Below are 24,479 nucleotides of genomic sequence, written 5' to 3'. Positions count from 1 at the left end.
CTCACCACCCCAGCCCGACCCGGTACGAATCCAGCCAGGCGTTCAACCGGACCGGGGTCTCGTCGCGCAACGCCCGTTCGATCATCGACGGCGACCGCTTCACCGGCGCCGCCAGGTGCGCGTGGATCGCGTCGAGGTCGAACAGCGGCAATCCCGGCGCGTCCGGGTCGGCGACCACCGCGCCCAGCTCCTGCTTGATCATCCGGTCGTACCCCGAATCCTGCGTCGACGGGTACGGCGCCTTCCGCCGCTCGGTGATCGACCGCGGCAACAGGTCCTCCGTCGCCGCGCGCAGCAGGCTCTTCTCCCGCCCGTCGAAGGTCTTGACCGACCACGGCGCGTTGAACACGTACTCCACCAGCCGGTGGTCGCAGAACGGCACCCGCACCTCGAGCCCGTTCGCCATGCTCATCCGGTCCTTGCGGTCCAGCATGATCGGCAGGAACCGGGTCAGGTTCAGGTAACTCGCCACCCGCATCCGGTGCTCGTGCGGGCTTTCCGAGGCCAGGTGCGGCACCTCCGCCACCGCCGTGCGGTACTGGTCGTCGATGTACTCCGCAAGCCGGAGCTCGGCGACCAGGTCCTCGTGCAGGAACGCGGTCGCCTCCTCGGTCACCGGCCGCTCACCGAGCGCGTGCCAGGGGAACGTGTCCGCTTCGACCGCGCGCCGGTCGTGGAACCACAGGTACCCGCCGAAGACCTCGTCCGCGGACTCCCCGGACAGCGCGACCGTCGATTCGCCCCGCACCGCCTGGAACAGCAGGTACAACGACGGACCGTGGTCGCCGATCCCGTACGGGAGATCCCACGCGTCCCACGCCGCCGCGCGCACGCTCGATGAGGCCAGTTTCGCGTTGTCCAGCAGGATTTCCCGGTGCTCGGTACCCACGTGCTCCACCAGCTCCGCGGCGAACGGCGCGTCCGGCGCCTCCCGGAACACCTCCGGCTCGAAGTTCTCCACGTGCCCGGCGAAATCCACCGAGAAACTCCGGATCCGGCCACCACGGCCGGTGTTCAGCGCGCCCTGGGCCAGCGCGGTCAGCGCGCTGGAGTCGAGCCCGCCGGAGAGCAGGGTGCACAGCGGCACGTCGGCCACCATCTGCCGCGGCACGATGTCGTCGAGCAGCCCGCGCACCGTGTCCACGCTGGTGGGCACGTCGTCGGTGTGCGGCCACGCCTGGAGCTCCCAGTACCGCTCCTCGACCCGGCGGCCCGCCCGCACCCGCAGCACGTGCCCCGGGCGCACCTCGTACAGCCCGTCCAGCGGCGTCTGCCCGGGAACCCGCAGGAACGACAGCACGTCGCGCAGCCCGTCGAGCGAGAGCACCGCGCGGCTCTCCGGGTGCGCCAGCACCGCCTTGGGCTCGGACCCGAACAGCACCCCGCTGCGGAGCGGGTAGTAGAACAGCGGCTTGATGCCCAGCCGGTCCCGGTACAGCAGCAGTTCCTCGGCCCGGCTGTCCCAGATGGCGAAGGCGAACATGCCGTTGAGCCGCGCCACGAACCCCGGCCCCCACTCCAGGTAGGCCCGCAGCACCACCTCGGTGTCACTCCTGGTCCGGAAGCGGTGGCCGCGCAGCTCCAGCTCGTCGCGGAGTTCGCCGAAGTTGTAGACCTCGCCGCTGTAGCTGATCGCCGCCAGCGGCGTGCCGTCGGGCAGGGTCTCCGGGGTGACCATCGGCTGCGCGCCGCCGTCGAGATCGATCACCGACAGCCGCCGGTGCCCGAGCGCGACGTGCCGCCGCACCCACAGCCCCTCGTCGTCGGGGCCGCGCAACGCCATCGTGTCCACCATTTTCCGGAGCACACCCACCTCGCCGGTGAGATCACGATCGAAGTCGGCCCAACCCGCGATTCCGCACATCACATACCCTTCGTTGATTTTTCCGGTCGATCTTTTCCGCCGATCGGCGGAGTACCCCGCCGCCGGCGGCGCGAAAAACTAGGGGGCCTGGTGGTCGACAAGGCCGCCCCACTGGGGTACAGGTTGAACGAAGAGCGAACGGCAGACCGAAGAGCGGGGGGCAGCTCACCGGAGGTAATGCAGTGCCGGAGCCAACACAACAGGACGTCAGGAGCGCTTTCGACGGAAAGCTCCCGTCCATCGAAAACATCAACAGCGTGATCGTCGTCGGAGCCGGGCTGGCCGGCCTCGGCGCGGCACTCGAACTCGCCAAACGCGGAATTCAGGTGACCGTATTCGAAGCGAGCGGGCACCCGGGCGGCCGGACGCGAACGCTGCGTCACCCGTTTTCCGACGGGCTGTACGCGGAAGCCGGCGCGATGACGGTCACCGAGAATTGTCATTACACCATGCACTACCTGAAGGAAATGGGCCTGGAAACCGCGCCCAGCGATCTGGTCGACACCGATTTCAGCTACCACCGCAACGGCACGCGCATCCGGCCCGACCGGATCGCGGCGCACGCCGGCGAGCTGGGCCTGCACCCGGCCGAGCGCGAGCTGTCGATCCAGGACATGATCGCCCAGTACGTCACCACGCCCAACGAGGGCATCGGCCCGGAACTGGTGGAGCTCACCTGGACGCCGACCCCGCGCCTGCTCGAGCTCGACCGGATCTCCGTGCGCGAGATCCTCGAGCAGCGCGGCGCCTCGGCGGCCGCGATCAGCCTGATCGAGCCGCTGTTCCTGGAGATGCGCGGCGGCGAGCTGGAGGCCGCGTCCGCGATGGCCTGGGCCCGCTACGAATCCGGTCCGCGGGCGCTGTCCACCGCCGGCGCCGAATGGCACAAGATCAAGGGCGGCACCGACCTGCTGGCGCGGGCGCTGGCCGGGCAGCTCACCGACCGCATCCACTACGGCAAGCCGGTGGTGCGCGTCGCCCAGGACGAGCACGAGGCGCAGGTCAGCTTCCTCGACCACAACCGGATCCGGACCGCGAGCGCCGACCGCGTCCTGATCACCGCGCCTTTCAGCGCGCTGCGCCGGGTCAACCTGTCGATGGCCGGGCTGTCCGCGGAAAAGCACGCCGCGATCCGCCGGCTCCGGTACTGCTCGGCGGTGCGCGTCTTCCTGCAGGTGCGGGAGAAGTTCTGGCCGGAGGACAAGCTGATGCTGTCCACGGACACCCCGATCTGCACGGTCCGCGACGCCACCCCGAGCGCGCCGGGGCCGCGCAAAATCGTGGAGTGCTGGCTGACCGGATGGGCGGCGCAGGCCGCCGCGCAGCTGAGCCCGGACGAACGCATCAATTTCGCGCTGAACCAGCTCGAACCATTGTTGCCGGGCGCACGGGACCATTTCGAAATCGGCACCTCGATCGCCTGGGACACCGAACCCTACATCGAGGGCGCCTATATTCTGCCGGAAACCGGGCACGCCGAAATCATGGCGCACACCCGGAAACCGGAGGGCCGGATTCATTTCGCCGGTGAGCACACCGCGTTCGAACCGAATGGCGGATCGATGAATTACGCACTGGAGTCGGCCGTGCGCACCATGGTCGAACTTTCCGCCGCCTGACACAATCGCCTCGGCCTGTGGGTAAATGTACCCACAGGCCGAGGCCGTCGGAATGCGCCGGTTCTGGCACGGTGTTATCGTTGGTGCCGCCGATTTGCTCACCTGGATAGTCACTTTTAGTCACCTGAGGCGGTAGAAGGAGACGGCGCATTGTTCCACCCTGGCCCACATGTGCTGGTCGTGGCGGATTGCGAGGGCCTCGAAGAGATGGTCAACGACCTCCGCCGCCACGGCTTCGAGGCCGAATCGGCCTCCACCGGTGCCGCGGCGATGGCCTCCTACCGCAGCTTCGACGTGGTGCTCATCGATCTGGACCTGACCGACTTCGACGGCCTGACCCTGTGCCGGGAGATCCGCAACGCCAGCGACATCCCGATGATCGGCTTCGCCTCGCTCCGCGAGCTCGACCGCGTGCTCGCGCTGGAGGGCGGGTGTGACGACTGCATCGCCAAGCCGTACCGCAGCCGGGAGCTGATGGCGCGCATCGAGGCGCTGCTGCGGCGGGTCCGGATGGCCACCCAGCCCACGCTCAGCGCCGGGCGGCTGGAGATCTGCCCCGCCCTGCGCGAGGTCCGGCTCGGCGACCAGCCGGTCGAGCTGACCCGCAAGGAGTTCGAGCTGCTGCGCCTGCTCGCCGGTGAACCGGACAAGGTGTTCACCAGGGCGGAGCTGCTGCGGCGGATCTGGGCCTACGACAACGTCGGCGAGGAGGTGACCTCGCTGGCCAGCCGGACCATCGACACGCACCTGAGCAGCATCCGCAAGAAGCTCGGCTCCGCGCACTGGATCATCACCGTGCGCGGGGTCGGCTTCCGGTTCAACGAGCAGACCCCCGAACCGGACCCCGCCGACGCGGGCCGGTCCGGCGGGGCCGCCGGGTAGCACGGCGGGCGCCCTCATCCGGCCCGCCGCCTCGCCGGGACCAGGCCGCGGTCGTACCGCCGGACGAACTCGTCGATGATGGCGTCCTGGTCACGCCGCGGGTCCCGGCCGAGACAGGCCGCGTCCAGCACCTCGCTCGCCTCCCGGTGCAGCCGCTGCGCCACGTCGTAGGGCACGTTGGTGAACGCCACCAGCTGGTAGAGCGGGGTGAACAGGTCCGGGTGCTGCTCGTGCAGCCGCGCCTCCAGCGCCCGGCGGGCCAGGAACGCCGGGCTGTTCACGTGGTTCGACAGCTCCTCGAAGTTGCGCAGCGAGAGTTCGGCCAGCGCGTGCCCGGCCGCGACCCGCGCGTCGCTGTACTCCTCGGCCACCGCCTCCGCGATCGGACCGCTCTCCCAGCGGGCCGCGAACTGGAACTTCTCCAGCAACCGGGCCAGCGTCGCGACGTCCTCGAAGCTGCAGTTGATGCCCTGCCCGAAGAACGGGACCACGGCGTGCGCGGCGTCGCCGACCAGCACCGTGCGCCGGTGGTGGTACGGGCCGCAGTTGACGATCCGCAGCAGCCCAGGCCCGCGGTTGGTCAGGTCCTTGCCGACCCCGGCCATCCGCACGAACACGTCGGGGAACTCGGTCGCGCAGTGCTCGCGGACCTGCTCGGGCGAGGTCAGCTCGGAGAAGTGCCGGGTGCCGCCGGCCAGCGGTTTGAACAGGCTCGTGGTGAAGGTCTGGTCCCGGTTCGGCTGGGCCTGCAGGAAGTGGTCGTCTCGCGGCCACAGGTGCATGCCGGTGGGATCGGCGTCGCCGTAGTCCATGGTGATCTCCGCGTAACCGTGCGGGATCGTGTCGCGGTCCACCCACAGCTCGGCGGGGTGGTCGGTGGCGATCGCACCGCGCACCGCGCTGTTGGCCCCGTCGCAGGCGACCAGCAGTTCACCGGCGGCCCAGGTGGTGGTGCCGTCGGCACTGCGCAGCAACGCGGCCGGACGGCCCGGGTCGACGTCCACGCACGCCTGCCCGTAGTGGATCCGCGCGCCCGCGCGCAACGCCTGGTCACGCAGGATGTCCTGGAGCACCCCGCGCGGGATGGACAGCAGGTGGTGCGCGTTCGTGGCGCCGTAGGGCTGGGTGGAGATCGCGCCGTCGCGGTGGTGGATGATCCGCTTGACCAGCACCGAACCCTGCAGGTAGAGCCGCCGCCGGACCGATTTGGGCAGGCAGTCCAGGCCGCGCGAGGTGAGCGTGAGGTTGAACGAGTGCCCGGACCCGGTGCCCGCCGACGCCGCGCCCCGCTCGAACACGTCCACTTCCAGGCCCTGCCGCCGCAGCAGCGTGGCCAGGGCGCACCCCACCGGCCCGGCGCCGATGATCACCACCGAACGCGGCTCGAACTCAGGCATGACGACCTCCCGGATCGGTCCCGGCCGGCGGCGGCACGGCCCCGGCGGCGCGGAAGTACTCGAACATCCGGCGGAGCCAGTCCGGGTCCGCCGGTGGTGGCGGGCAGCCGGCCTCGGCCAGCGCGCGCCGGGTCTTCTCGTTGCCGAAGGTGATCGCGCCCAGGCGCAGCACGCCCTCGCGCATCATCGGCACCAGCGGGCCCAGTCCCTCACCGCGGGTCTCGACCTGGTGTTCCAGCTCGGCCATCCACCGGGTCTGCGCGGTGGGCGCGGTCGGATAACCCTGGTCGCGGATGGTGTCGAGGATGGTGGGCCAGTCTAGGCCCTCCGCGTGGTAAAGGTGCCAGTTCTCGTCGTCCGGTTCGGCTTCGGACAGCGTGATCAGCGCCCGCGCCACGTAGTCCACCGGCAGCAGGTCCACCGCCGGTGCCTCGGTGACCTCCTCGGGGTAGCAGCCGAGCAGGGCGAATCCCTTCAGCTGCAACCAGAAGAAGTCGTCGTGCCGGCAGGCGCCGGTCCGGCTGTGCCCGCCGATGCGGCCCACGCGGTGCAGCGTCACCGGCAACCCGGCCCGCCGCGCCGCCAGCGCGAGCTGTTCGGCCACCCACTTGCTCTGCGAGTACCCGATGCCCAGCGACGCGGGGTCACCGGGAACGGTGTCCTCCTCGACCAGCCCGGTGGTGTCGTCGGGCGGGAACACACCCAGGGTGGAGATCAGGCGCAGCGGCGTGCGGTTGACCCCGCAGAAGCCGAGCAGTTCCCGCAGTCCGTCGACGTTGGTGCGCTTGACCGTGTGGTACGGCACGACGAAGTTGATGTGCGCGGCCGCGTGGTAGACCTCGGTGACCTCCCGGGCCCGCGCTTCGAAGTCGTCGAGCCCGAGCCGTTCCGCGGCGAGATCGCCCAGGCAGATCTCGGCTTCGTCCAGCCGCGACGGGTCGATGGCGAACTTCTCGAACGTCTCGCGCAGGCGCTGCCGTGCCTCGGCGACGCTGTCCGCGCGGATCAGGCAGCGCACGCGGTGCCCGGTCCGCTGCAACTCGTCGAGCAGGTGGCTGCCCAGGAAACCGGTGGCCCCGGTGAGCAGGACCACCCCGTTCACCGGCTCCCGCCGCTCCCCCACGACGAGCTCGCCGAGCCGGGCCTCCGCGCGGAGATCGAGTTCCGCGGTGGTGGTGACGAGACTGCGGGTCATGCCGGGCACGGTCGGGGTGCTCAGCAACGCCGACAGCCCGACCTCGGTGTCGAAGCGCTGCTTGACCAGCCGGTGCAGCCGGGCCGCAAGCAGCGAATTGCCGCCGAGGGCGAAAAAGTCGGTGTCCCGCGACGCGGGCGGGTGCTCCAGCACCTCGGCCCACACCTCGGCCATCTCCCGCTCCTGAGCGGTCCACTCCGCGGGTTCTTCGGGCGGTGCGGTCGCCGGGATCGCCTCCAGCGCGCGACGGTCGGTCTTGCCGTTCACGTTCACCGGGAAGGTGTCGACCCTGGTCACGTCGCGGGGGATCAGGTAGCCGGGCAGCACGGCCCCGAGGCGGCTGCGCCAGTCCGCCGGCGGCTCGCCCTGCACGAACGCGCGCAGCACGCGGTCCTGACCGGACGTCACCGCGATCACCGCCGCCGCGTCCACCCCGAGTTCCCGTTCCAGCGCGGCCTCGACCTCACCGGGTTCCACGCGGTAGCCCTGGATCTTGACCTGGTCGTCCGCGCGCCCGCGGTAGTGCAGGCGCCCGTCCGGGGCCAGCACGACCACGTCGCCGGTCCGGTACATCAGGTGCCCCGGCACGAACGGATCCGGGATCATCGACTGCCGCGTCTTCTCCGGCAAGCCGAGGTAGCCGGGCGAGACGACCGGGCCCGCGACGCACAGCTCGCCCTCCACCCCGAACGGCGCGACCTGCGCCGCCTCGGTGTCGCTGAACACGTAGGCGTCGACCCCGTCGACCACCCGGCCGATCGACGGCAGCGCGGGCCACTCCCCCGGATCGGCCGGGAGCCGGTCCGCGCTGCACAGGTGCGCCTCGGACGGGCCGTAGGCGTTGATCAGCCGGGCGTCCGGGCACCGCCGGAACATCTCGCGCAGGTCGTCGGTGACCACCAGCCGCTCACCGGTGACGTACACCTCGCGCAGGTCCGGCAGGTCCACTGTGGACGAACGCAGGACGGCGGCCAGTTCCCGCAGCGCGACGTACGGGAAGAACACCCGCTCGATCCGCTCGTCGCGCAGCAGCGCGGCCAACTCTTCGAAGTCGGTGCGCGCCGAAGCGGGCGGGATGACCAGCGTGCCGCCGTTGCCCAGGGCCCCGAAGACCTCGATGGCGAACACGTCGAAGGCCGGTGGCATGTACTGCAGCGTGCGCATCGGCGGCCCGGCCTGGTTGTGCACCAGGTTGGCCAGCGTGGCCTCGGTCAGCTCGACGCCCTTGGGCCGGCCGGTGGACCCCGAGGTGTAGACGATGTACGCGGTGTCCCGAGGGGATTTCCGCGGCCCCTCGACCGGCCCGCTGGCTTCGGGGAGTTCGCGCAGCACGATCTGCGCGCCGCAGTCCTCCAGCTGGAAGTCCAGCCGTTCCACCGGTTGCCCGGGGTCGAGCACGACGTAGGCGCCGCCCGCGCGCAGGATGCCGAGCACCGCCGTCACCAGGTCGAGTCCGGGCCTCATCAGCACCGCGACCGGCTGCCCGTCCCGGATCCCCCGCGCCGCGAGCCAGGCGGCGACCGCCTCCGCGCGCTGGGCCAGGGAGGCGTAGTCCGTGCTCGTGCCGTCCGCGACCACCGCCGGTCCCCCGGTGGTCTGGATCAGGTCGGTGGTCAGCTCGGTGCCCAGTTCGGGCGCGGCGGTCCGGCGGGCGCACAGCTCGCTGGTCGCCCGCTCCTCCTCGATGCTCGTCCAGCGCAGGTCGCGGACCTTCTCGTCCGGGTCGGTGAGCACCGACCCGACCAGTGTTTCCAGGCGCTGCGCCAAGAACGCGGTGAATGCCTCGCCGCCGGTGTGCTCGACGATCAGCGTGTACCGGTCCGGCCGCTCGTCCACCACGATCGCCAGGTCGTACTTCGCCCCGCCCGGCGGGTGCTCCCAGGTCTCCACGCCCCAGTCCCGCAGGCCCAGGTTCCGCGCCTCCCACGGCATCACGGTGATCATCGCGTTGAACAGCTCACCGGACCCGGCCGCGCGCAGCTCGCTGACCACCGACTCCAGCGGCGTGTGCCGATGCCGCAGCGCGTCGAGCAGGTCGCGCTTCACCGCCCTCAGCACGTCACGGGCGGTGCCGTCGACGGCCAGCCGGTGGCGCAGCACCACGGTGTTGGTGAGGTGGCCGATCACCTCGGCGTCCCCGCTGTCGCGGACGCTGATCGGCACGCCGAGCAGGAGGTCGTCCTGCCGCGTCTGCCGGTGCAGCAGGACGAAGCAGAGCGCCACGAAGAACATGCTGGTGGTGACGCCTTCGGCCGCGCAGAACTCCCGCACCCGCGCGGACACCTGCTCGTCCAGGGCGAGGTGGTGGGTGGCGTTGCGCCGGGGTTCCTCGCCGGGCAGGCCGATCGGCGGTGCCGCCGGGGCGTCGGCGAGCTTGTCCACCCAGTACCGCGGCGAGCCCACGCGCCGCGACCAGCGCTCGTAGGCCTCTTCCGCCTGGCGTTCCGGCCGCACCTCGGGTTCGCGGCCGTCGAACAACGCGGTGTAGGCGGCTTCCAGCTGACGCAGGTAGGTCTTCCAGGACAGGCCGTCGAACACGGTGTGGTGGATGTTGAACACCAGCACGCTCGGCCGCCCGGCGCCGAGCCGCAGGTGGCGCACCCTCGCGAGGGGTCCCTCGTGCAGGTCGAACACGGTGGCCGCGATCTCCGCCACCTGCTCGGCCACCCAGGTTTCCGGGTCCCCGCCGGGGAACGCGTGCACGTCGACGCTCGGCTCCAGGTGCTCGTGCACCACCTGCCGCAGTTCGCCGTCGGCCTCGAAGGTGGTGCGCAGTGCGGAATGCGCCTGGTGCACCACGCTCAGCGCGTCGGCGAGCGTGGTGTGGTCCAGCGGTACGCGCGGGCGCAGCACGAGCGGCTGGTTGTACGCGGTGGGATCGGCGCCGTAGGCACTGGCGAACCACAGGCCGGGCTGGGCCGGGGACGCGGGCAGTCGCCGGGGCGCCGATCGCAGGCTGGTGGTAGTCATCTCTACCTCAGGAGCGCTTGGTGCGGATCAGGTCGGCGACGCCGTGGGCGGTGCCCGCGCCGACGATCTCGTCGGGGGCCAGCACCACACCGGTCAGCTCCTCGAGCCGGGCGCCGAAGTCGATCAGGTGCAGGGAGGTGACCCCGCGTTCCAGCAGGCGGTCGTCCGGGCCGATCTCCTGGTTGCCCGCCACGTCGGTGAGCGTCGAATGGACCACCGCGGTCAGCCGGTCGGTGGCGGGCCCGGTGCTCGCGCCGGTGTCCAGCCGCGCAGCCAGCGCCTTCCGGTCGATCTTGCCGTTGGCGTTGCGCGGGAAGGACTCCAGTGCCCGCACCCGCGAGGGCACCATGTAGTCGGGCAACCGCGCCCGCAGGAGCTCCAGCACTTCGCGTTCGGAGAACTCGTGCTCGGGCGATGGCACGCACCACAGCACCAGCTGGTCCGAAACGGCCTGCGCCACGGCCTGGTGGATCCCGGGGAACTCCTCGGCGGTCACCTCGACGTGCCGCGGCTCCACCCGGAACCCCCGGACCTTGAGCATCTGGTCGGTCCGCCCGGCCAGCACGATCTCGCCGTCCTCGGTCAGCTTGGCCAGGTCACCGGTGCGCAGCAGGCGGCCGCCCTCGTAGCGCATGAACTTCTTCTCGGTCTGCACCTGGTCGCCGAGGTACCCCAATGCCACGCCGTCGCCCGCGATGCACAGTTCCCCGATCAGGCCGGGCGGGCATTCGCGGAGTTCCTCGTCCCGCACGGTCATCTCCACCGACGGCATCGGGCGGCCGACCGGGATCTCGGCGGTGTCCAGGTCCGCCGCGGTGATCTTGTGCACCGCGGTCAGCGCCGAGTTCTCCGTGCAGCCGAAGGCGTTGAACAGGTCACCGCCGACCACCGCGAGCGCCCGTTCGAGGTGGTCGGTGGACGGGAAGTCGCCGCTGACGATCACCGAGGACGCCTGCGCGATGGTCTCCGGGTGGTGCTCCACGAGCAGGTTGAACAGCCCGACCGGCAGGTTCAGCACGGTGATCCGCTCGCGCTCGATCAGCCGCGCGAGGTCGCCGAGCGGCGGCACCTCCTGCGGTGCTGCGAACAGCCGCCCGCCACGCAGCAGGCAGGTCCAGATGTCGGTGGTCGACGCGGCGAACGCCGGCTGCGCGAGCTGCAGGAACCGGTCGTGCGGCCCCGGGGTGAACCCGGTGAGGTTCCGCGCCACCCTGGCGATCCCGCGGTGGGCGATCAGCACGCCCTTGGGCACACCGGTCGAGCCCGAGGTGAACAGGATGAACGCCGGTGCCTCGGTGAACGTCCTCGGCCGCACCGGTTCCACGGGCAGCTCCGCCGCTTCGGCGAACAGGTCCGCCACCGGCAGGCACGATTCGGCGGGCAGGCCGTCGGGCGGGTCCCCGTCGGTCACGGTGAGCACCGGCCCGGCCGCGCGGACCATCTGCGCCTTGTGCTCGCCGGGGTGCCGCGGGTTGAACGGCAGCACCACCAGCCCGGCCTTGAGAATGCCGAGGAACACCTCGTAGGTGGCCAGGCCGCGGTCGAGGTGCACGCCGACCGGTTCGCCCGGCAGCAGGTGCCGCGCGTGCAGTGCCCTGGCCAGTTGGTTGGACACCGCGTCGAGTTCGGCGTAGGTCAGCGTGGTCTGCCCGTCGGAGATCGCCTCGCGGGTGGCGTGCTCCCGCACGGCGTCGGCGAAGGCCTGGTCGATCGTCGTCATCGCGAAGTCACCGGTCCTTCCGTGGTCCGCCACCGCGCCAGACAGGCCCGCCCCAGTGGGGTGGCCGGGTCCGCCAGGTCCAGCGGCAGGTCGAAGTGGTCCCGGCCAGGCACGATCCGCCCGGTCACCGGGACCCCCAGGGCGCTCAGGTGCGCCAGGTACTCCTCGTGCTGGCGCAGGTAGGTCGGCGTCTCGTGCTGCCCGGCGGCGAGCAGCACCGAGTCGCACGCGGGCACGGGCATCCGCACCGGGCTGCACTCCCGCGCCTGCTCGGGGGTGAGACCGACCGCTTCGTTGACGTAGGTGTACGGCACCTCGGTGAGGTCGTAGAGCCCGCTGAGCAGGCAGGCGCCGCGCACGCGCGGGGTGTCGCCGACGGCCAGCGCCGCGGCGAGCAGGTGCGCCCCCGCGCTGCTGCCTGCGACGTGCAGGCGGTGGGGATCGATCCCGTACCGCGCCCCGGATTCGGCGAGCCAGGTCAGTGCCCGCGCCACCGAGGTGATCATCTCGGGCACCGTGCGGGCCGGCGCCAGCCCGTACCCGACGGCCACGAAGGTGTACCCGTTCGCGACGGCGTCCGAGGCGGCGAAGCACGCGTCGTCGATGCCGGATTCCTGCCAGTGACCGCCGTGCACGAAGACCAGTGCCGACGGGCCGCCGGGGAACACGTGGCAGCGTTCGCCGGGGTTCCTCCCGTACCGCACCGCCTCGTCCACGTCGAGCCGGGCGCGGGCGTCGTCGCCGCGCGACCGGTACCGCCGCAGCGACCCGCCCGGGTCGCGGGCGACCGCGCTCGGTGAGTACCCGAGGTCCAGCTCACGCATCGGGCTTGCGCCCCTCGATGACCCCGTGCGGGGTCCAGCCCTCGTTGTGCACCCGCTTGATGTCGGTGAACCCGGCGGCGAGCAGCCATTCCTCGTGCTCGTGCCATTCGTAGATCGTCGAGTCCTCCGAGGGCAGCGTCGCGAAGTAGACGTTGTCCAGCGCGGTGTAGAGCGGGCCGCTGCCGTCGTCGGCGGCGAAGGCGTTGAACACCACCACCCGGCCGCCGGGCTCCAGCGCCTCGTAGGCCTGCTTGAGCAGCGCCTGGTTCTGCTCCGGCGACCAGATCACGAACTGGTGGGCGAACAGCACCAGGTCGTACCCGGCGGGCATGGGATCGCCGAACATGTCGCCGGCGGCCACGTCGATCCGGTCGCCGAGCCCGGCGGCGGCGATGTTGTCCCGCGCCACCTCGACCGCGCCTTCGAGGTCGAACACCGTCGCCCGCAGGTGCGGGTGCGCCCGCGCCAGCGCGATCGCGTTGACCGCGCTGCCCCCGCCCACGTCCAGCACCCGGCGCACCCCGGTGTAGTCCACCTGCCGCAGCAGCACCGGGTTCGACAGCTCCGACCACGAATGCATGCCGCGGTAGAACAGGTTCTCCAGCTCCGGGGTCTGTTCCAGCCGGGCGTAGAGGTTGGTGCCGGTGCCGGGCACGTGCTTGAGGCCCTGGTTCTTCCCGGTCCGCAGCGATTCGGCGTACTCGTGCGCCGGGGCGTAGGACAGCTGCTGCTGGAAGTCGATGATGTTGCGGATCAACGGCCAGGTGCCGTCGTCGAACGCCGCGCGCAACTGCCCGGACAGGCCGTACCGGTGGTCTTCGCGTTCGGTCAGGCCCAGTGAGGTAGTGCCGAGCAGCAGTTTGCGCGCCGACTTCACCGGCAGGCCGAGCCCGTCGGCCACCTGGTCGCAGGTGGACGGTCCGTTCAGCGTGAGGTACTCGAACAGCTGCAGTTCCGAAGCCGCCCGCAACTGCTGGAAGGCCGCGAACCCGAACAGCACCGGCACCAGCGAACTCAGGTCGACCGGTTTGGTCAGGGTGTCGCTCCCCGTGCGGTGATCCATCGTGCTCCTCCGTCGATCGGTGCTTGCTAGAGCCTGGTGCGAAAGGTCCACAGTTCCGGGAAGAACCGGTGCTCGTTGATCGTGCGCAGCCACGCGGCGCCGTCGCTGCCGCCGGTCCCGCCCTTCCCGCCGAGCATGCGTTCGACCACCAGCAGGTGCGTGGCCCGCCAGCAGGAGAACTGGTAGGCGACCTCCAGCAGCGCCTCGGCCAGCCGGTGCGCGCCGGGGTGGCGGTCGGGGTGCCGGTAGATCTCCAGCCACGCGTCCTCGACCAGCGAACTGGGTTCGTGCTGCCGCGTCGTCGGGCCGTCCACGCAGTCGGCGGGCATGGAGAACCCCTGCCGCGCCAGGTACTGCAGCACCACGTCGTACAGCGAGGGCTTGGCCAGTTCGGCCCGCAGCAGCGTGTGCCCGTCCTGGTGCGCGGCCTCCACCTGGCGGCGCGGCCGGTTGCCCATCACGAACTCCAGGGTGCGGTAGGCGAAGGACTGCACCCCGGACGCGTCGTTGAGCACGTGCCGGAAGGCCACGAACTCGTCGGCCGACATGCCGTTGAGCGATTCCCAGCAGCTCACCAGCACCCGCTGGGTGCGCGTGGCCCGCGACAACGCCAGGCAGGCGCGTGGCACGTCGTCGTGCCGCAGCGCGTGGCGGGCGCAGTCGAGGTCGTCGATCACCGCCCGGAACAGCAGTTCCTTGACGTGGCTGAGCAGGATGAAGTTCAGCTCACCGCGCGCTTCGCTGCGCGGGTGCTGCAACTGGTGCAGTTCGTCCATCCTGGCGTAGGCGACGTACTCGGGTGCCTGGGTCATCGCGCTCCCTCCACGGCGTGGCTCAGTGCGTCCACCGCGCGCCGCACCTGGTCGTGCGTCACGTACAACGGCGCGAAGGCGAACCGGATCAGGTCGGGATGCCGGTGGTCGACGAGCACACCGCGCTCGGCGAGCACGCGTTCGGCCCGCTCGGCATCCGGGACGCGGAGCGCGAGGTGCGCACCGCGGGACTCGGCGTCGCGCGGCGAGACGAGTTCCCGCAGCAGGTCGGGGCGACGCTCCCCGAGGTGGTCCAAGAAGGACTCACCGAGCGCGCGACTGCGTTCGCGCAGGGCGTGGATGCCGGTCTCGACCAGCGGGTCGAGCGCGTGGTCCAGGCCGATCAGGCTGAGCAGCGGCGGTGTGCCGGTGCGCGCCCGGTCCACGTCCGGCGCCGGTTCGAACTCCGGCACCATGGCGAACGGCCTGGCGTGCCCGTGCCAGCCGGCCAGCGGGAAGTCCACAGTGGACCGCAACCGGGCGGCCAGGTACAGGAAGGCCGGTGCGCCCGGCCCGCCGCCGAGGTACTTGTACCCGCAGCCGACGGCGAGGTCCACGTCGTGGGCGTCCAGGTCGCACGGCAGCACCCCGGCGGCGTGGCTGAGGTCCCACACCGACACGGCTCCGGCGCGGCGGGCCAGCGCGGTGAGCGAGCCGATGTCGCGGCGCCGCCCGGTGCGGAAGTCGACCGGTGCGGCGACCGCGGCGGTCACCCGGGTGCCGCGCTCGGCCAGGTAGGCGTCGAACTCGTGCCCAGATTTGACAACAAGCTGTCGGTTCAACAGCTTCGCCACCGAAGCCGCGATGTAGAGATCGGTGGGGAACGAGTCGGCGTCGACCAGCAGGTCCGGGCGCTCGCGCAGGCGGCAGGCGGCCACCATCGCGTTGAACAGGGTCGACGAGGTGGTCTCCCCGGCCACCACGACCTGGCCGGGTGCCGCGCCGAGCAGGGTGCCCAGCTTGTCGCCGACCGTGCGCGGCAGGTCCAGCCAGCCGTCCTCGAACCAGCCCTGCACCTGGCGCCGTGCCCACTGCCCCGACACCACGCGTTCCAGTTCGGCGACCAGGCTCTCCCGGGGCGGGCCCAGGGAGTTGCCGTTCAGGTGGATGACCCCGCCGGTGTCGAAACCGGTGGCCAGTTCCCGGGTGGCGGTCATGCGGCACCCCGATCGACCCAGACCCGCGAAGTGACGCACACGCTCGCCCGGCCATCGCGGATCTCGCCGGTGCAGTGGAACACGGACTCGTTGCCGCGCCGCGTGACCTGGCGGACCGTCACCGGTGCCGGGTCGCCCTCGGCGTAGCGCAGCCCGGTGGCGCCGAGCGCCGCGGCGGCCGGCAGGCAGCCCGCGTCCTCGGGCAGCCCGAAACCGGGGGCGAACACCCGCGCCAGCACCTCGTGCTTGTCCGGGTCCCAGCGGAACAGGGTGAAGTCGGTGACCGCCAGCTCCCGCATCCGGTCCAGATCCGGCGCGGGCAGCGTGCGCGGGTCCTCGCTGACGCGCAGGAAGTTGAACGCCCGGCCGACCCCACCGGCGTGTCCCACACCGTCGTAGGGCCCGAAAACCTCGGAGTCGTGGGGCAGTTCCTGGTGCACGGCGGGCCCGTCGAAGGGCACCCGGACGGTGGTGCCGTCGGTCCACAGCCACTGGCAGCCCGCTTCGGCCGCGCGGCCCACCTCGCCGGTGGGCAGCTGGTGCTCCCGGACCAGGCACGCGGCCACCCCGGCCAGCGAGTGCGTGGCGAACGGGGTTTCCCCGCCGGTGTTGAAGATCCGCGACCCGAAGGTCCTTTGTGGCCGGTCGAGTGCGCTCACCAGCGCGTGCTCGTCGGCGTCCCGGCGCTTCGCGTGCTCGGCCGCTTCGGCGAGCGCGGTCTCGTCACACGGCCCGTCCGGGTTCAGCACGTCCAGCGCGCTCCCCCGGCCCGGCGCCGCGCCGAACATGTCCACTGTGGTCACTCGCATGACTTGCCTGCCAGGTGCTTCTCGGCGAAATCGACAACTACCTGTTCGTCGCCCCGATAGGGCTGGTCGGGCCGGGGCCAGTGCACGACGAGGTCGGTGAACCCCGCCTCGGCCAGTTCGCCCGCGGCGTCCTCGTAGGCGGCCACCGAGCCGGTGATCCCGCCGACCGACGCGTCGGCCACGAAGATCCTGTTCAGCGACGCGGGATCGCGCCCCAGCCGTTCGCACGCCGCGTCCACGCCCCGGAGTTGGCGGCGCAGCGCGGGCAGCACCTCGGCCAGCGGCCGTCCGCTGAAGTCGGCCGGCGGGCCGGAGGTGACCCAGTACTGGGCGAACCCGGCGGCCAGCGCCATCCCGCGCGGCCCGGTCGCGGCGACCGCGAACGGCAGCCGCCGCCCGTCCTCGGCCCGCGGGTGGAAGGTCACGCCGTTCGCGGTGTACCAGCGCGATTCGTGCTCGATGTCGCCCTGGACCAGCACCGCGTCGAGCAGTTCGACGAACGCCTCGAACCGGTCGGCGCGCTCGCCGGGGCTCAGCGGCTCCTCACCGAGCAGGCCCACATCGTGGCCGGGTGCCCCGGCCCCCAGGCCGCAGATCAGCCGCCCTCCGGCGATGTCGTCCACGGTGACCAGGTCCTTGGCCAGTGCCACGGGGTGGCGGAAGTTGGGCGTGGCCACCAGCACGCCGAGGCCGATCGAACCGGTGGCGGTGGCCGCGGCGGACAGCGTCGGGATCGAGCCGTACCACCGGCGGTCGGCGAACCAGCGCCACATCAGGTGGTCGTAGGTCCACGCGTGGTGGTAGCCGAGCTGTTCGGCGGCCCGCCAGCGCTCGGCGGCGGCCTTCCACTCGTGCTCGGGCAGCACCACGATGCCGTGCTTCATGAGCGCACTTCCTCCAGCCGCGTCTCGTGGACCAGGCGCGTGGCCCGGTCCAGCACCTCGAGCACCCCGGTGACCAGCGGCTTCACCAGCTCGTCGGAACCGCCGGAGACCACCGGGTGGTGGCGCCCGCCGACGTTGGGGTACAGCCCGTTGTGGGTGAGGTCGGTGGCCAGTTCGCCGAGCCGCGAATCCAGCTGCGAGACCAGTTCGACGTGGCTCACCGGGCGCCGGATGGTCAGGAAGAAGTTGTCGTAGAGGTCTTCCTTCTCCCTGGACACGGTCACCCCGGGCGCGCCGGCGGACTGCTGCAGCAGGGACCGCCCGTCCGGCACCAGGTGGTCGGCGATGTGGTCGTGGGTGACGGCGTTGCGCGCCACCGCTTCCTCCAGCGGCGCCCAGTCGTGCTGCCAGGGCAGCTTGCCGCGGAACAGCTTGCGGACCGGTCGGTAGTCCGGCGCCCAGGTCCCGCTGAACGACGGGTGCTGCAACACCATCCGCACCCGGGTGTGGGCGTGGTAGTGCGCCCGCGGCACGGTCGACGAGTAGAGCAGCATCGCGCTGTAGCCGTCGACGCAGGTGGCCAGCAGGTCGAGTTCGCGTTCGCCGGGCGAGTCGTCGGGGTGGTGCCACAGGACGTCGCACATGGCCCGCCACAGCACGAAGGAGACCTGGTGGCCGACGATCCAGCGGAACCAGAACAGCTGCTGGGCGTCGACCGGGTGCGCGCCGAAGACGTCGTACCCGGGCAGGTCCCGGTCGCCCGGTTCACCGCCGTGCGCGGCGTCCGGCCAGATCTCCAGCGCGTGGCTCGTCGGCGGCATGAACAGCAGCCGCGGCACCAGCACCGGCGGGCAGGGCCCGTGCACCGCCCGCCCGCTCACGAGCCCGCCCCGGGAAAGCAGACGAACTCGAGTTCGAGGCCGTTGGGGTCGAGCACGTACAGGCTCTGCATGCCGTCGTCGTCGACCACGATGTCGGTCGGCGGTTCCTCGCGCGGCCAGTCGAAGTCGACCCGCTCACGCGCCCGCAGCCACTGCTCGCGCAGTGCCACCAGCTGTTCCGGGTCGTCCACCGTGATCCCGACGTGCTGGTACTGGTAGCCGAGCGGGTCGGGGCCGGCCTGGCTGTGCCCGGCGCGGTCGAAGACGTGGAACCGCAGGTCGCCCTTTTTCAGTTCGACCAGTTTCCGGATTCCGGGTAACCGCTCGCGGGTCAGCGGCGAGAAACAGTCGAGCGACCACTCCACCGTGGCGCCGAGGAATTCCCGGTACCAGGTGACCGTGGTGTCCACGTCATCGGTCTGAATGGCGAGGTGGTGCACTCTCGGCGCGATCTCCAGCCCGTTCATCGGATGCCCTTCCGTCGCGAATGCGCACTTCTCATGCTGGTGGCCGGGCCGCGCCGGGTGCAATCAAATGATCTTCAAGGAACTCTTAAATCCCTGCTGGGGGCCTTCGTGTACCCGGGGCGACGTCGGTTGCACCCGGGGTCATCGACTGCGGGCGGAACATTTCGCGCGTACTGCACCCGGTGCAATCCGGAGGCCGTCGGCGGGCCCGGATTGCACCGATCGAATTACCTCGCGGTGACCCCGGGGCAGCTCAACGGAGTTTGACGAGGAGTTCAAAGTTCGTTGAGTGTGCCGCCCCGGTTCCCGGTAATACCGTCGGGTCAGCAGGAATGGAACCTATTCGACGGGAGACGTGATGACGATCCGCCCGGATTCCGCGGGCACCGCGGTGGTGGGGTTCGATCCGGTCGACCGCCAGTGGTTGCCCGGCCCCGGGGCGAGCAGCCTTTCGTTCGCCACCGCGCCCGAGCTCGACGGCGCACTGCTGGTCGACCCGGTCGCCCGCGACGCGGCCGCCACCGATCTCGGCAACATCGCCGACCAGCGGCCGTGCGCGGTGCTGCGCCCCGGCTCGGCGGACGACGTCGCCGCGATGCTCCGCTTCTGCCGTGCCTACGCCATCCCGGTGTCGACCAGGGGCCAGGCGCACACCACCTACGGCCAGGCGCTCTCGGCCGGGCTGGTGATCGAGATGCGCCACCTGGACCGGATCCACTCGCTCGGCCCGGAACTGGCCGAGGTGGACGCCGGGATCCTGTGGAAGGACCTGGTCAGCGCCGCCTTCGAGCACTCGCGCACGCCACCGGCGGTCACCGGGTACACCTCGCTGACCGTGGGCGGCACGCTGTCGATGGGCGGCCTCGGCGGGCTCGTCGGCGGCCTGCGCACCGGGCTGCAGGTCGATCACGTGCGCGAACTCGAAGTGGTCACCGGCGCGGGCGAGATCGAACGCTGCTCCGCCACGCGGAACCCCGAGCTGTTCGAGGCGGTCCTCGGCGGGCTCGGCCAGTGCGGTGTGATCACCAAGGCGGTCGTCGAACTCGTGCCCGCCCGGCAGCGCGCCCGCACCTACGTGCTGGCCCACACCGACAACGCGGCGTTCTTCCGCGACCTGCGCGAGGTGATCGACCGCCCCGGCATCGACCACGTCTACGCCGAGCTGTACCCACCGGGCGCCGATCCCACGCACAAGCTGTACGCCACGGTCTTCTACAACGAGGACACGCCACCGAACGACCAGGCCGCCGCCGGTGGGCTCGCCGCCGAGCCGGTGGTCGACGACACCGGCTACCTCGACTACGTCTTCTCCATCGACACGTTCGTCGACGACATGCGGGCGAACGTGAGCTGGGACCGGCTCCTCAAGCCCTGGTACGACGTGTGGCTGCCGGGTGAGTCCATTGAGGACTACGTGGCCGAGGTGCACCGGTCGCTCACCCCGCGCGACCTCGGCCCGTACGGCATCAGCCTGCTCTACCCGCAACGCCGCGAGCACCTGACCAGGCCGTACCCGCCGGTCCCCGAAGCCGACGGCTCACCGTGGGTCTTCGTGCTCGACCTCAACACCACCTCCGAGACACCGGGTGCCGACCCGGTCTACGTCGAGGAGATGCTCGACCGCAACTCACGCATGTTCGCCCGTGCCCGCGACGAGTTCGGCGCGGTGCTCTACCCGATCGGCTCGGTGCGGTTCAGCGCGGAAGACTGGCGCACGCACTACGGCGGCCGATGGCCCGCGTTCCGCGAAGCGAAGACCCGGTTCGACCCCGGAGGCGTGCTCTGCCCCGGTCCCGGCATCTTCCCGACCGACGACTCCAGCAGGGGGTAACCGCATGCTTCCGTCGAAACCCGAACTCCAGGGCACCTCGGGCGCCGTGGCCAGCACGCACTGGCTGGCTTCGGCCACCGGGATGCGGATACTGGCCAGGGGCGGCAACGCCTTCGACGCCGCCATCGCCGCCGGTTTTGTGCTCCAGGTGGTGGAGCCGCACTTCAACGGCCCCGGCGGGGACGTCTCGATCGTGGCGCACCGGGCCGGGCGCGACGACGTCCAGGCGATCTGCGGCCAGGGCCCGATGCCCGAAGCCGCCGGCATCGACACCTTCACCGAACTCGGACTGAACGCGATCCCCGGCTCCGGCCTCCTGCCCGCCTGCGTGCCCGGCGCGTTCGGCGGCTGGATGCGGCTGCTCGCCGAGTTCGGCACCATGCGCGTGGCCGACGTGCTCGAACCGGCCATCGGGTACGCCGAGCACGGCTTCCCGCTGCTGCCGGAGACCGCGCGCGCCATCACCGTGCTCGCCCCGCTGTTCCAGCAGGAATGGCACGGCTCGGCCAGGACCTACCTGACCGGCGGGCCCGCACCCGTGGCGGGCAGCCGGTTCCGCAACCCGGTGCTGGCGCACACCTACCAGCAGCTGATCAAGGCGGCCGAGTCCGCCTCGACCGACCGCGAAGCGCAGATCCAGGCCGCGCACGACGCCTTCTACAAAGGGTTCGTCGCCGAGGAGATCACCGACTTCCTCGAATCCGGTCCGATGCTGGACGCCACCGGCAGGCGGCACCGCGGCCTGCTCACCGCCGACGACCTCGCCGGCTGGCAGCCGACCGTGGAGAACGCGCCGAACCACCACTACGGGCCGTACCAGGTGTTCAAGCCGGGCCCGTGGTCGCAGGGCCCGGTGTTCCTCCAGCAACTCGCCCTGCTCGACGGCTTCGACGTGGCGGGCATGGGCCCGGGCAGTGCCGACTACGTGCACACGGTGGTGGAGTGCACCAAGCTCGCCATGGCCGACCGGGAGGCGTGGTACGGCGATCCGGCGTTCAGCGAAGTGCCGCTGACCGGGCTGCTCGCCCCGGACTACACCCGGCAGCGCCGCGCACTGGTCGAGGCGAAGGCCGCGCCGGAGCTGGTACCCGGTGAACCCGGCGGCCGCCGCTCGTTCCTGCCGCCACCGTCCACACCGGACACGGTGACCGCGGACCAGGAGTGGCAGTGGCAGCTGCAGAGCGGCCTGCCGACGATCCTCCAGGCCACCACGGCCAAGGCCGACACCTGCACGGTCACCGCGGTCGACCGCCACGGCAACACGGTGGCCGCGACGCCGAGCGGTGGCTGGCTGAAGAGCTCCCCGGCGATCGGCGCGCTCGGCTTCCCGCTGGGCACCCGCGGGCAGTCGATGCACCTGGTCGAGGGGCACCCGAACTCGCTGGCGGGTGGCAAGCGGCCGCGCACCACGCTCAGCCCGACCGTGGTGCTCCAGGACGGCAAGCCGTTCGTCGCGTTCGGCACGCCCGGCGGCGACCGGCAGGACCAGTGGACGCTCCAGTTCTTCCTCAACGTCGCCGACTTCGGGATGGACCTGCAGAGCGCGACCGAGACCACCACCTTCCACACCGACGCGGTGCCCGCGTCGTTCACCCCGCACGCGAGCCGTCCCGGCGTGCTGGTGGCCGAAGAGACCTGCGACCCCGAGGTGGTCCAGGACCTGGAAAGCCGCGGCCACGAGGTGGAGCTGGTGCCGGCGTACTCGCTGGGCCGGGTCTGCACCACCGGGTTCACCCCCGGCGACGGCTTCGTGCGGGCCGCGGCGAGCCCGCGCGGCAGGCACGCCTACGCGGTGTGCGAGTAGGACAGACGACCCCTGAAGGGATGAAGTGATGGTGCTCATCGGCAACCGCCCGGAGTTCGTCGAGTTGCAGGACGAGGCGCAGCGCCGGGAGTGGCAGGCGTTCACAATGTCCGACCTGCCCGAGATGATCAGCGCGATGCACGTCTGCCACGCGGTGCGCGCGCTGGGCGAGACCCCGCTGCGGGATCGGCTCCGCGACGGCCCGCGGCGCACCGCCGACGACCTGCTGACCGGGCTCGACCCGGAGCTCGGCGCCGGTTTCCTGCAGTACCTGGTGCAGCGCGGCGTGCTGGAGACCAGGGGCGAGGAGTTCTTCCTGACCCGCCTCGGCGAGTTCCTCACCACCGACGTCTCGCTCGCGCGCCTCGGCGTCTACGTCGGCGCGTACGGCGGGGTGACCAACCGGATCGGCGACCTGCTCACCGGGAAGGCCACCTACGGCGCGGACGTGGTCCGCGACGGCGCGGAACTCGGTGCCCACTGCGCCACCCTGTTCTCCGTCTTCCACACCCCGGTCGTGCTCGGCGCCATGCGGGAGCGGGGTGTCCGGCGGATGCTGGACATCGGCTGCGGAGGCGGTCAGTCCATCGTGGACGCCTGCGTGCGCGACCCCGAGCTCACCGGCATCGGCCTGGACATCGATCCCGGTGCCATCGACGTCGCGAACGAGCTGGCCCGGCGCGCCGGGGTCGGCGACCGCGTGGAGTTCGTCGTCGGCGACGCCTTCGCCCCGCGGACCTGGCCGGAGATCTGCGCCGAGGCCGACGGGCTGTGCATGATGAGCACGCTGCACGAGCACTTCCGCAACGGTGAGCAGGCCGTGGTCGACCTGCTGGACGAGATCGCGGAACTGTTCCCCCAGCAGAAGATCCTCCTGGTCGGTGAGCCGGAACTGCGCTACGACGGCCGGGAGAACGACGACGACTTCTTCCTCATCCACGTGCTCACCGGGCAGGGCCTGCCCCGCGACCGGTCGGCCTGGCTCGACGTGTTCGACCGGTCCAGCCTGCGGTGCCGACGGGTGTACTCGCGGCCCGGAGCGGGCCCCCGCATCTGCTTCTACGACCTGGCGGCACCGACGAGCTAGCCGGAGGACCGATCGTGACCACAACAGAGACCTCGGCCGTGGAAACCGGGCTGGACCTGTTCTCCACCGAAGTGCTCCACGACCCGTTCCCGCACTACCGGACGCTGCGCGAGCTCGGGCCGGTGGTCTACCTGACCGAGTACGACCTCTACGGCCTGTTCCGCTACGACCAGGTGCGCGCGGAGCTGACCGACTGGGAGACGTTCAGCTCCGCGCGGGGCATCGCGATGAACCCGACCGCCAACGAGATGTCGGTGGACTCGGTGCTGGCGATGGACCCGCCGCGGCACCGCAAGCTGCGCAAGGTGCTCGACGACGCGCTGCGCCCGAAGTACGTGCGCAAGGTCGCCGACGACATCGGACGCCTGGCCGACGAGCTGGTCGACGACCTGATGCGCCGCGGTGAGTTCGACGGCGTCACCGACTTCGCCCGCAAGCTGCCGGTCGACGTGGTGATGGACCTGATCGGCTTCCCGCGCAACGAGCACCGCGAGAAGATCCTGGACTGGGCACTCGGCGGGTTCGACTTCATGGGCCCGGCCGGCGAGCGGCAGGCCTCGGCGTTCCCCGCTATCCAAAGCCTGATGCGGTACCTGGCGACCGATGCCACCGCGGACAAGCTGCTGCCCGAGAGCTTCGGGCAGATCGTGTGGGCGGCGGCGGATCGCGGGGAGATCACCGAGGACGAGGCGCTGCTGACGATGAGCGCCTACGCCTGCGCCGGGCTGGACACCACGATCGCCGGGGTGTCGAGCACGTTGTGGCTGCTGGCGCGGAACCCGGAGCAGTGGGCGATCCTGCGCGAGGACCCGAAACTGGTGCCCAGCGCCTTTCTCGAAGGCGTCCGGATGGAGTCACCGCTGCAGTTCTTCTCCCGGGTGACCACCCGTGAGGCCGAGGTCGACGGCGTCCGCATCCCGGAGGGTGCCCGGATCGTGCACTCCTACGGTTCGGCCAACCGGGACGAGCGGCACTTCCCCGACCCCGACAGCTACCAGGTGCGCCGCAACCCGGCCGACAGCATGGGCTTCGGCTTCGGCGTGCACAACTGCCCCGGGCGTTCGCTGGCGTCGATCGAGGCGCACGCGCTGTTCGGCGCGCTGGTGAAGCGGGCGAGCACGATCGAACTGACCGGGGAGCCCGCCCGTACCCCGAACAACATCACCCGGGGGCTGGACAGCCTCCCCGTCCGCATCCGCTGAGGTGGCCTGAG

General features: G+C 71.2%; 18 protein-coding genes. 6 read left to right on the top strand and 12 right to left on the bottom strand.

Annotated features, from left to right (window positions below):
- Window position 1 precedes the first annotated feature (1 nt).
- Entirely contained in the window at window positions 2-1,864 is a 1,863-nt protein-coding gene (gene asnB, locus JYK18_RS33880) for an asparagine synthase (glutamine-hydrolyzing) (RefSeq protein ID WP_206807477.1), read from the bottom strand.
- A 257-nt stretch (window positions 1,865-2,121) separates the two neighbouring features.
- Here asnB and JYK18_RS33875 point away from each other — a divergent pair, with 257 nt between their 5' ends.
- Window positions 2,122-3,483 carry an NAD(P)/FAD-dependent oxidoreductase gene (locus tag JYK18_RS33875; protein WP_206807476.1) on the top strand — a complete coding sequence of 454 codons (1,362 nt, stop codon included), beginning with the start codon at window positions 2,122-2,124 and terminating at the stop codon, window positions 3,481-3,483.
- A gap of 180 nt (window positions 3,484-3,663) precedes the next feature.
- On the top strand, window positions 3,664-4,365 hold the full coding sequence (locus JYK18_RS33870) for a response regulator transcription factor (protein WP_206807475.1): 702 nt from the start codon (window positions 3,664-3,666) through the stop codon (window positions 4,363-4,365).
- A 14-nt stretch (window positions 4,366-4,379) separates the two neighbouring features.
- Here JYK18_RS33870 and JYK18_RS33865 read toward each other — a convergent pair whose 3' ends face one another.
- The 11 genes from JYK18_RS33865 to JYK18_RS33815 are packed head-to-tail and all read right to left on the bottom strand — an operon-like array spanning window position 4,380 to window position 18,544.
- Complete coding sequence (locus JYK18_RS33865; protein ID WP_206807474.1) at window positions 4,380-5,762, bottom strand: NAD(P)/FAD-dependent oxidoreductase; 1,383 nt, start codon at window positions 5,760-5,762, stop codon at window positions 4,380-4,382.
- Complete coding sequence (locus JYK18_RS33860) at window positions 5,755-9,927, bottom strand: thioester reductase domain-containing protein (protein WP_206807473.1); 4,173 nt, start codon at window positions 9,925-9,927, stop codon at window positions 5,755-5,757. Before JYK18_RS33860 ends, JYK18_RS33865 begins: the two co-directional genes overlap by 8 nt.
- 7 nt (window positions 9,928-9,934) lie before the next feature.
- Window positions 9,935-11,647: an amino acid adenylation domain-containing protein gene (locus JYK18_RS33855; RefSeq protein ID WP_206807472.1), complete on the bottom strand. Its 1,713-nt coding sequence runs from the start codon at window positions 11,645-11,647 to the stop codon at window positions 9,935-9,937.
- A complete protein-coding gene (locus tag JYK18_RS33850) occupies window positions 11,644-12,471 on the bottom strand; it encodes an alpha/beta hydrolase (RefSeq protein ID WP_206807471.1) in 828 nt (275 codons plus the stop codon). The genes JYK18_RS33855 and JYK18_RS33850 overlap by 4 nt, the downstream gene beginning before the upstream one ends.
- Complete coding sequence (locus JYK18_RS33845; RefSeq protein ID WP_206807470.1) at window positions 12,464-13,534, bottom strand: methyltransferase; 1,071 nt, start codon at window positions 13,532-13,534, stop codon at window positions 12,464-12,466. The genes JYK18_RS33850 and JYK18_RS33845 overlap by 8 nt, the downstream gene beginning before the upstream one ends.
- A 26-nt stretch (window positions 13,535-13,560) precedes the next feature.
- A complete protein-coding gene (locus tag JYK18_RS33840; RefSeq protein ID WP_206807469.1) occupies window positions 13,561-14,346 on the bottom strand; it encodes a tryptophan 2,3-dioxygenase in 786 nt (261 codons plus the stop codon).
- Complete coding sequence (locus tag JYK18_RS33835; RefSeq protein ID WP_206807468.1) at window positions 14,343-15,503, bottom strand: aminotransferase class V-fold PLP-dependent enzyme; 1,161 nt, start codon at window positions 15,501-15,503, stop codon at window positions 14,343-14,345. Before JYK18_RS33835 ends, JYK18_RS33840 begins: the two co-directional genes overlap by 4 nt.
- A complete protein-coding gene (locus tag JYK18_RS33830; RefSeq protein WP_242582372.1) occupies window positions 15,500-16,312 on the bottom strand; it encodes a phenazine biosynthesis protein PhzF in 813 nt (270 codons plus the stop codon). The genes JYK18_RS33835 and JYK18_RS33830 overlap by 4 nt, the downstream gene beginning before the upstream one ends.
- The gene (locus JYK18_RS33825; protein WP_206807467.1) at window positions 16,303-17,196 is read right to left on the bottom strand and encodes an LLM class flavin-dependent oxidoreductase; all 894 of its coding nucleotides are present in this window, start codon (window positions 17,194-17,196) and stop codon (window positions 16,303-16,305) included. Before JYK18_RS33825 ends, JYK18_RS33830 begins: the two co-directional genes overlap by 10 nt.
- Window positions 17,193-18,077, bottom strand: a complete 885-nt coding sequence (locus JYK18_RS33820) for an L-tyrosine 3-hydroxylase (RefSeq protein ID WP_206807466.1) — start codon at window positions 18,075-18,077, stop codon at window positions 17,193-17,195. Before JYK18_RS33820 ends, JYK18_RS33825 begins: the two co-directional genes overlap by 4 nt.
- A complete protein-coding gene (locus JYK18_RS33815; RefSeq protein ID WP_206807465.1) occupies window positions 18,074-18,544 on the bottom strand; it encodes a VOC family protein in 471 nt (156 codons plus the stop codon). The genes JYK18_RS33820 and JYK18_RS33815 overlap by 4 nt, the downstream gene beginning before the upstream one ends.
- Before the next feature lie 358 nt (window positions 18,545-18,902).
- Between JYK18_RS33815 and JYK18_RS33810 the strand changes: the two genes are divergently transcribed.
- Genes JYK18_RS33810 through JYK18_RS33795 form a run of 4 tightly spaced genes read left to right on the top strand, consistent with a single transcriptional unit; the run spans window position 18,903 to window position 24,468 of the window.
- Window positions 18,903-20,375 (top strand): FAD-binding protein, encoded by a 1,473-nt coding sequence (locus JYK18_RS33810; protein WP_206807464.1) that lies wholly within the window; start codon window positions 18,903-18,905, stop codon window positions 20,373-20,375.
- 4 nt (window positions 20,376-20,379) lie between these two features.
- On the top strand, window positions 20,380-22,179 hold the full coding sequence (locus JYK18_RS33805; protein ID WP_206807463.1) for a gamma-glutamyltransferase family protein: 1,800 nt from the start codon (window positions 20,380-20,382) through the stop codon (window positions 22,177-22,179).
- A 28-nt stretch (window positions 22,180-22,207) separates the two neighbouring features.
- A complete protein-coding gene (locus JYK18_RS33800) occupies window positions 22,208-23,266 on the top strand; it encodes a class I SAM-dependent methyltransferase (RefSeq protein WP_206807462.1) in 1,059 nt (352 codons plus the stop codon).
- 14 nt (window positions 23,267-23,280) lie between these two features.
- Window positions 23,281-24,468 carry a cytochrome P450 gene (locus tag JYK18_RS33795; protein WP_206807461.1) on the top strand — a complete coding sequence of 396 codons (1,188 nt, stop codon included), beginning with the start codon at window positions 23,281-23,283 and terminating at the stop codon, window positions 24,466-24,468.
- Window positions 24,469-24,479 lie beyond the last annotated feature (11 nt).

The organism is Amycolatopsis sp. 195334CR, assembly GCF_017309385.1.
Lineage (GTDB): Bacteria > Actinomycetota > Actinomycetes > Mycobacteriales > Pseudonocardiaceae > Amycolatopsis.
Note: the sequence above shows the minus strand (reverse complement) of the source record. Positions and strands in the feature narration are given on the sequence as shown.

Excerpts from the sequence above, each read along its gene's own strand:
- asnB (WP_206807477.1), bottom strand. The coding sequence starts at position 1,864 with ATGTGCGGAATCGCGGGTTGGGCCGACTTCGATCGTGATCTCACCGGC.
- JYK18_RS33865 (WP_206807474.1), bottom strand. The coding sequence starts at position 5,762 with ATGCCTGAGTTCGAGCCGCGTTCGGTGGTGATCATCGGCGCCGGGCCG.
- JYK18_RS33860 (WP_206807473.1), bottom strand. The coding sequence starts at position 9,927 with ATGACTACCACCAGCCTGCGATCGGCGCCCCGGCGACTGCCCGCGTCC.
- JYK18_RS33855 (WP_206807472.1), bottom strand. The coding sequence starts at position 11,647 with ATGACGACGATCGACCAGGCCTTCGCCGACGCCGTGCGGGAGCACGCC.
- JYK18_RS33850 (WP_206807471.1), bottom strand. The coding sequence starts at position 12,471 with ATGCGTGAGCTGGACCTCGGGTACTCACCGAGCGCGGTCGCCCGCGAC.
- JYK18_RS33845 (WP_206807470.1), bottom strand. The coding sequence starts at position 13,534 with ATGGATCACCGCACGGGGAGCGACACCCTGACCAAACCGGTCGACCTG.
- JYK18_RS33840 (WP_206807469.1), bottom strand. The coding sequence starts at position 14,346 with ATGACCCAGGCACCCGAGTACGTCGCCTACGCCAGGATGGACGAACTG.
- JYK18_RS33835 (WP_206807468.1), bottom strand. The coding sequence starts at position 15,503 with ATGACCGCCACCCGGGAACTGGCCACCGGTTTCGACACCGGCGGGGTC.
- JYK18_RS33830 (WP_242582372.1), bottom strand. The coding sequence starts at position 16,312 with ATGCGAGTGACCACAGTGGACATGTTCGGCGCGGCGCCGGGCCGGGGG.
- JYK18_RS33825 (WP_206807467.1), bottom strand. The coding sequence starts at position 17,196 with ATGAAGCACGGCATCGTGGTGCTGCCCGAGCACGAGTGGAAGGCCGCC.
- JYK18_RS33815 (WP_206807465.1), bottom strand. The coding sequence starts at position 18,544 with ATGAACGGGCTGGAGATCGCGCCGAGAGTGCACCACCTCGCCATTCAG.
- JYK18_RS33810 (WP_206807464.1), top strand. The coding sequence starts at position 18,903 with ATGACGATCCGCCCGGATTCCGCGGGCACCGCGGTGGTGGGGTTCGAT.
- JYK18_RS33805 (WP_206807463.1), top strand. The coding sequence starts at position 20,380 with ATGCTTCCGTCGAAACCCGAACTCCAGGGCACCTCGGGCGCCGTGGCC.
- JYK18_RS33800 (WP_206807462.1), top strand. The coding sequence starts at position 22,208 with ATGGTGCTCATCGGCAACCGCCCGGAGTTCGTCGAGTTGCAGGACGAG.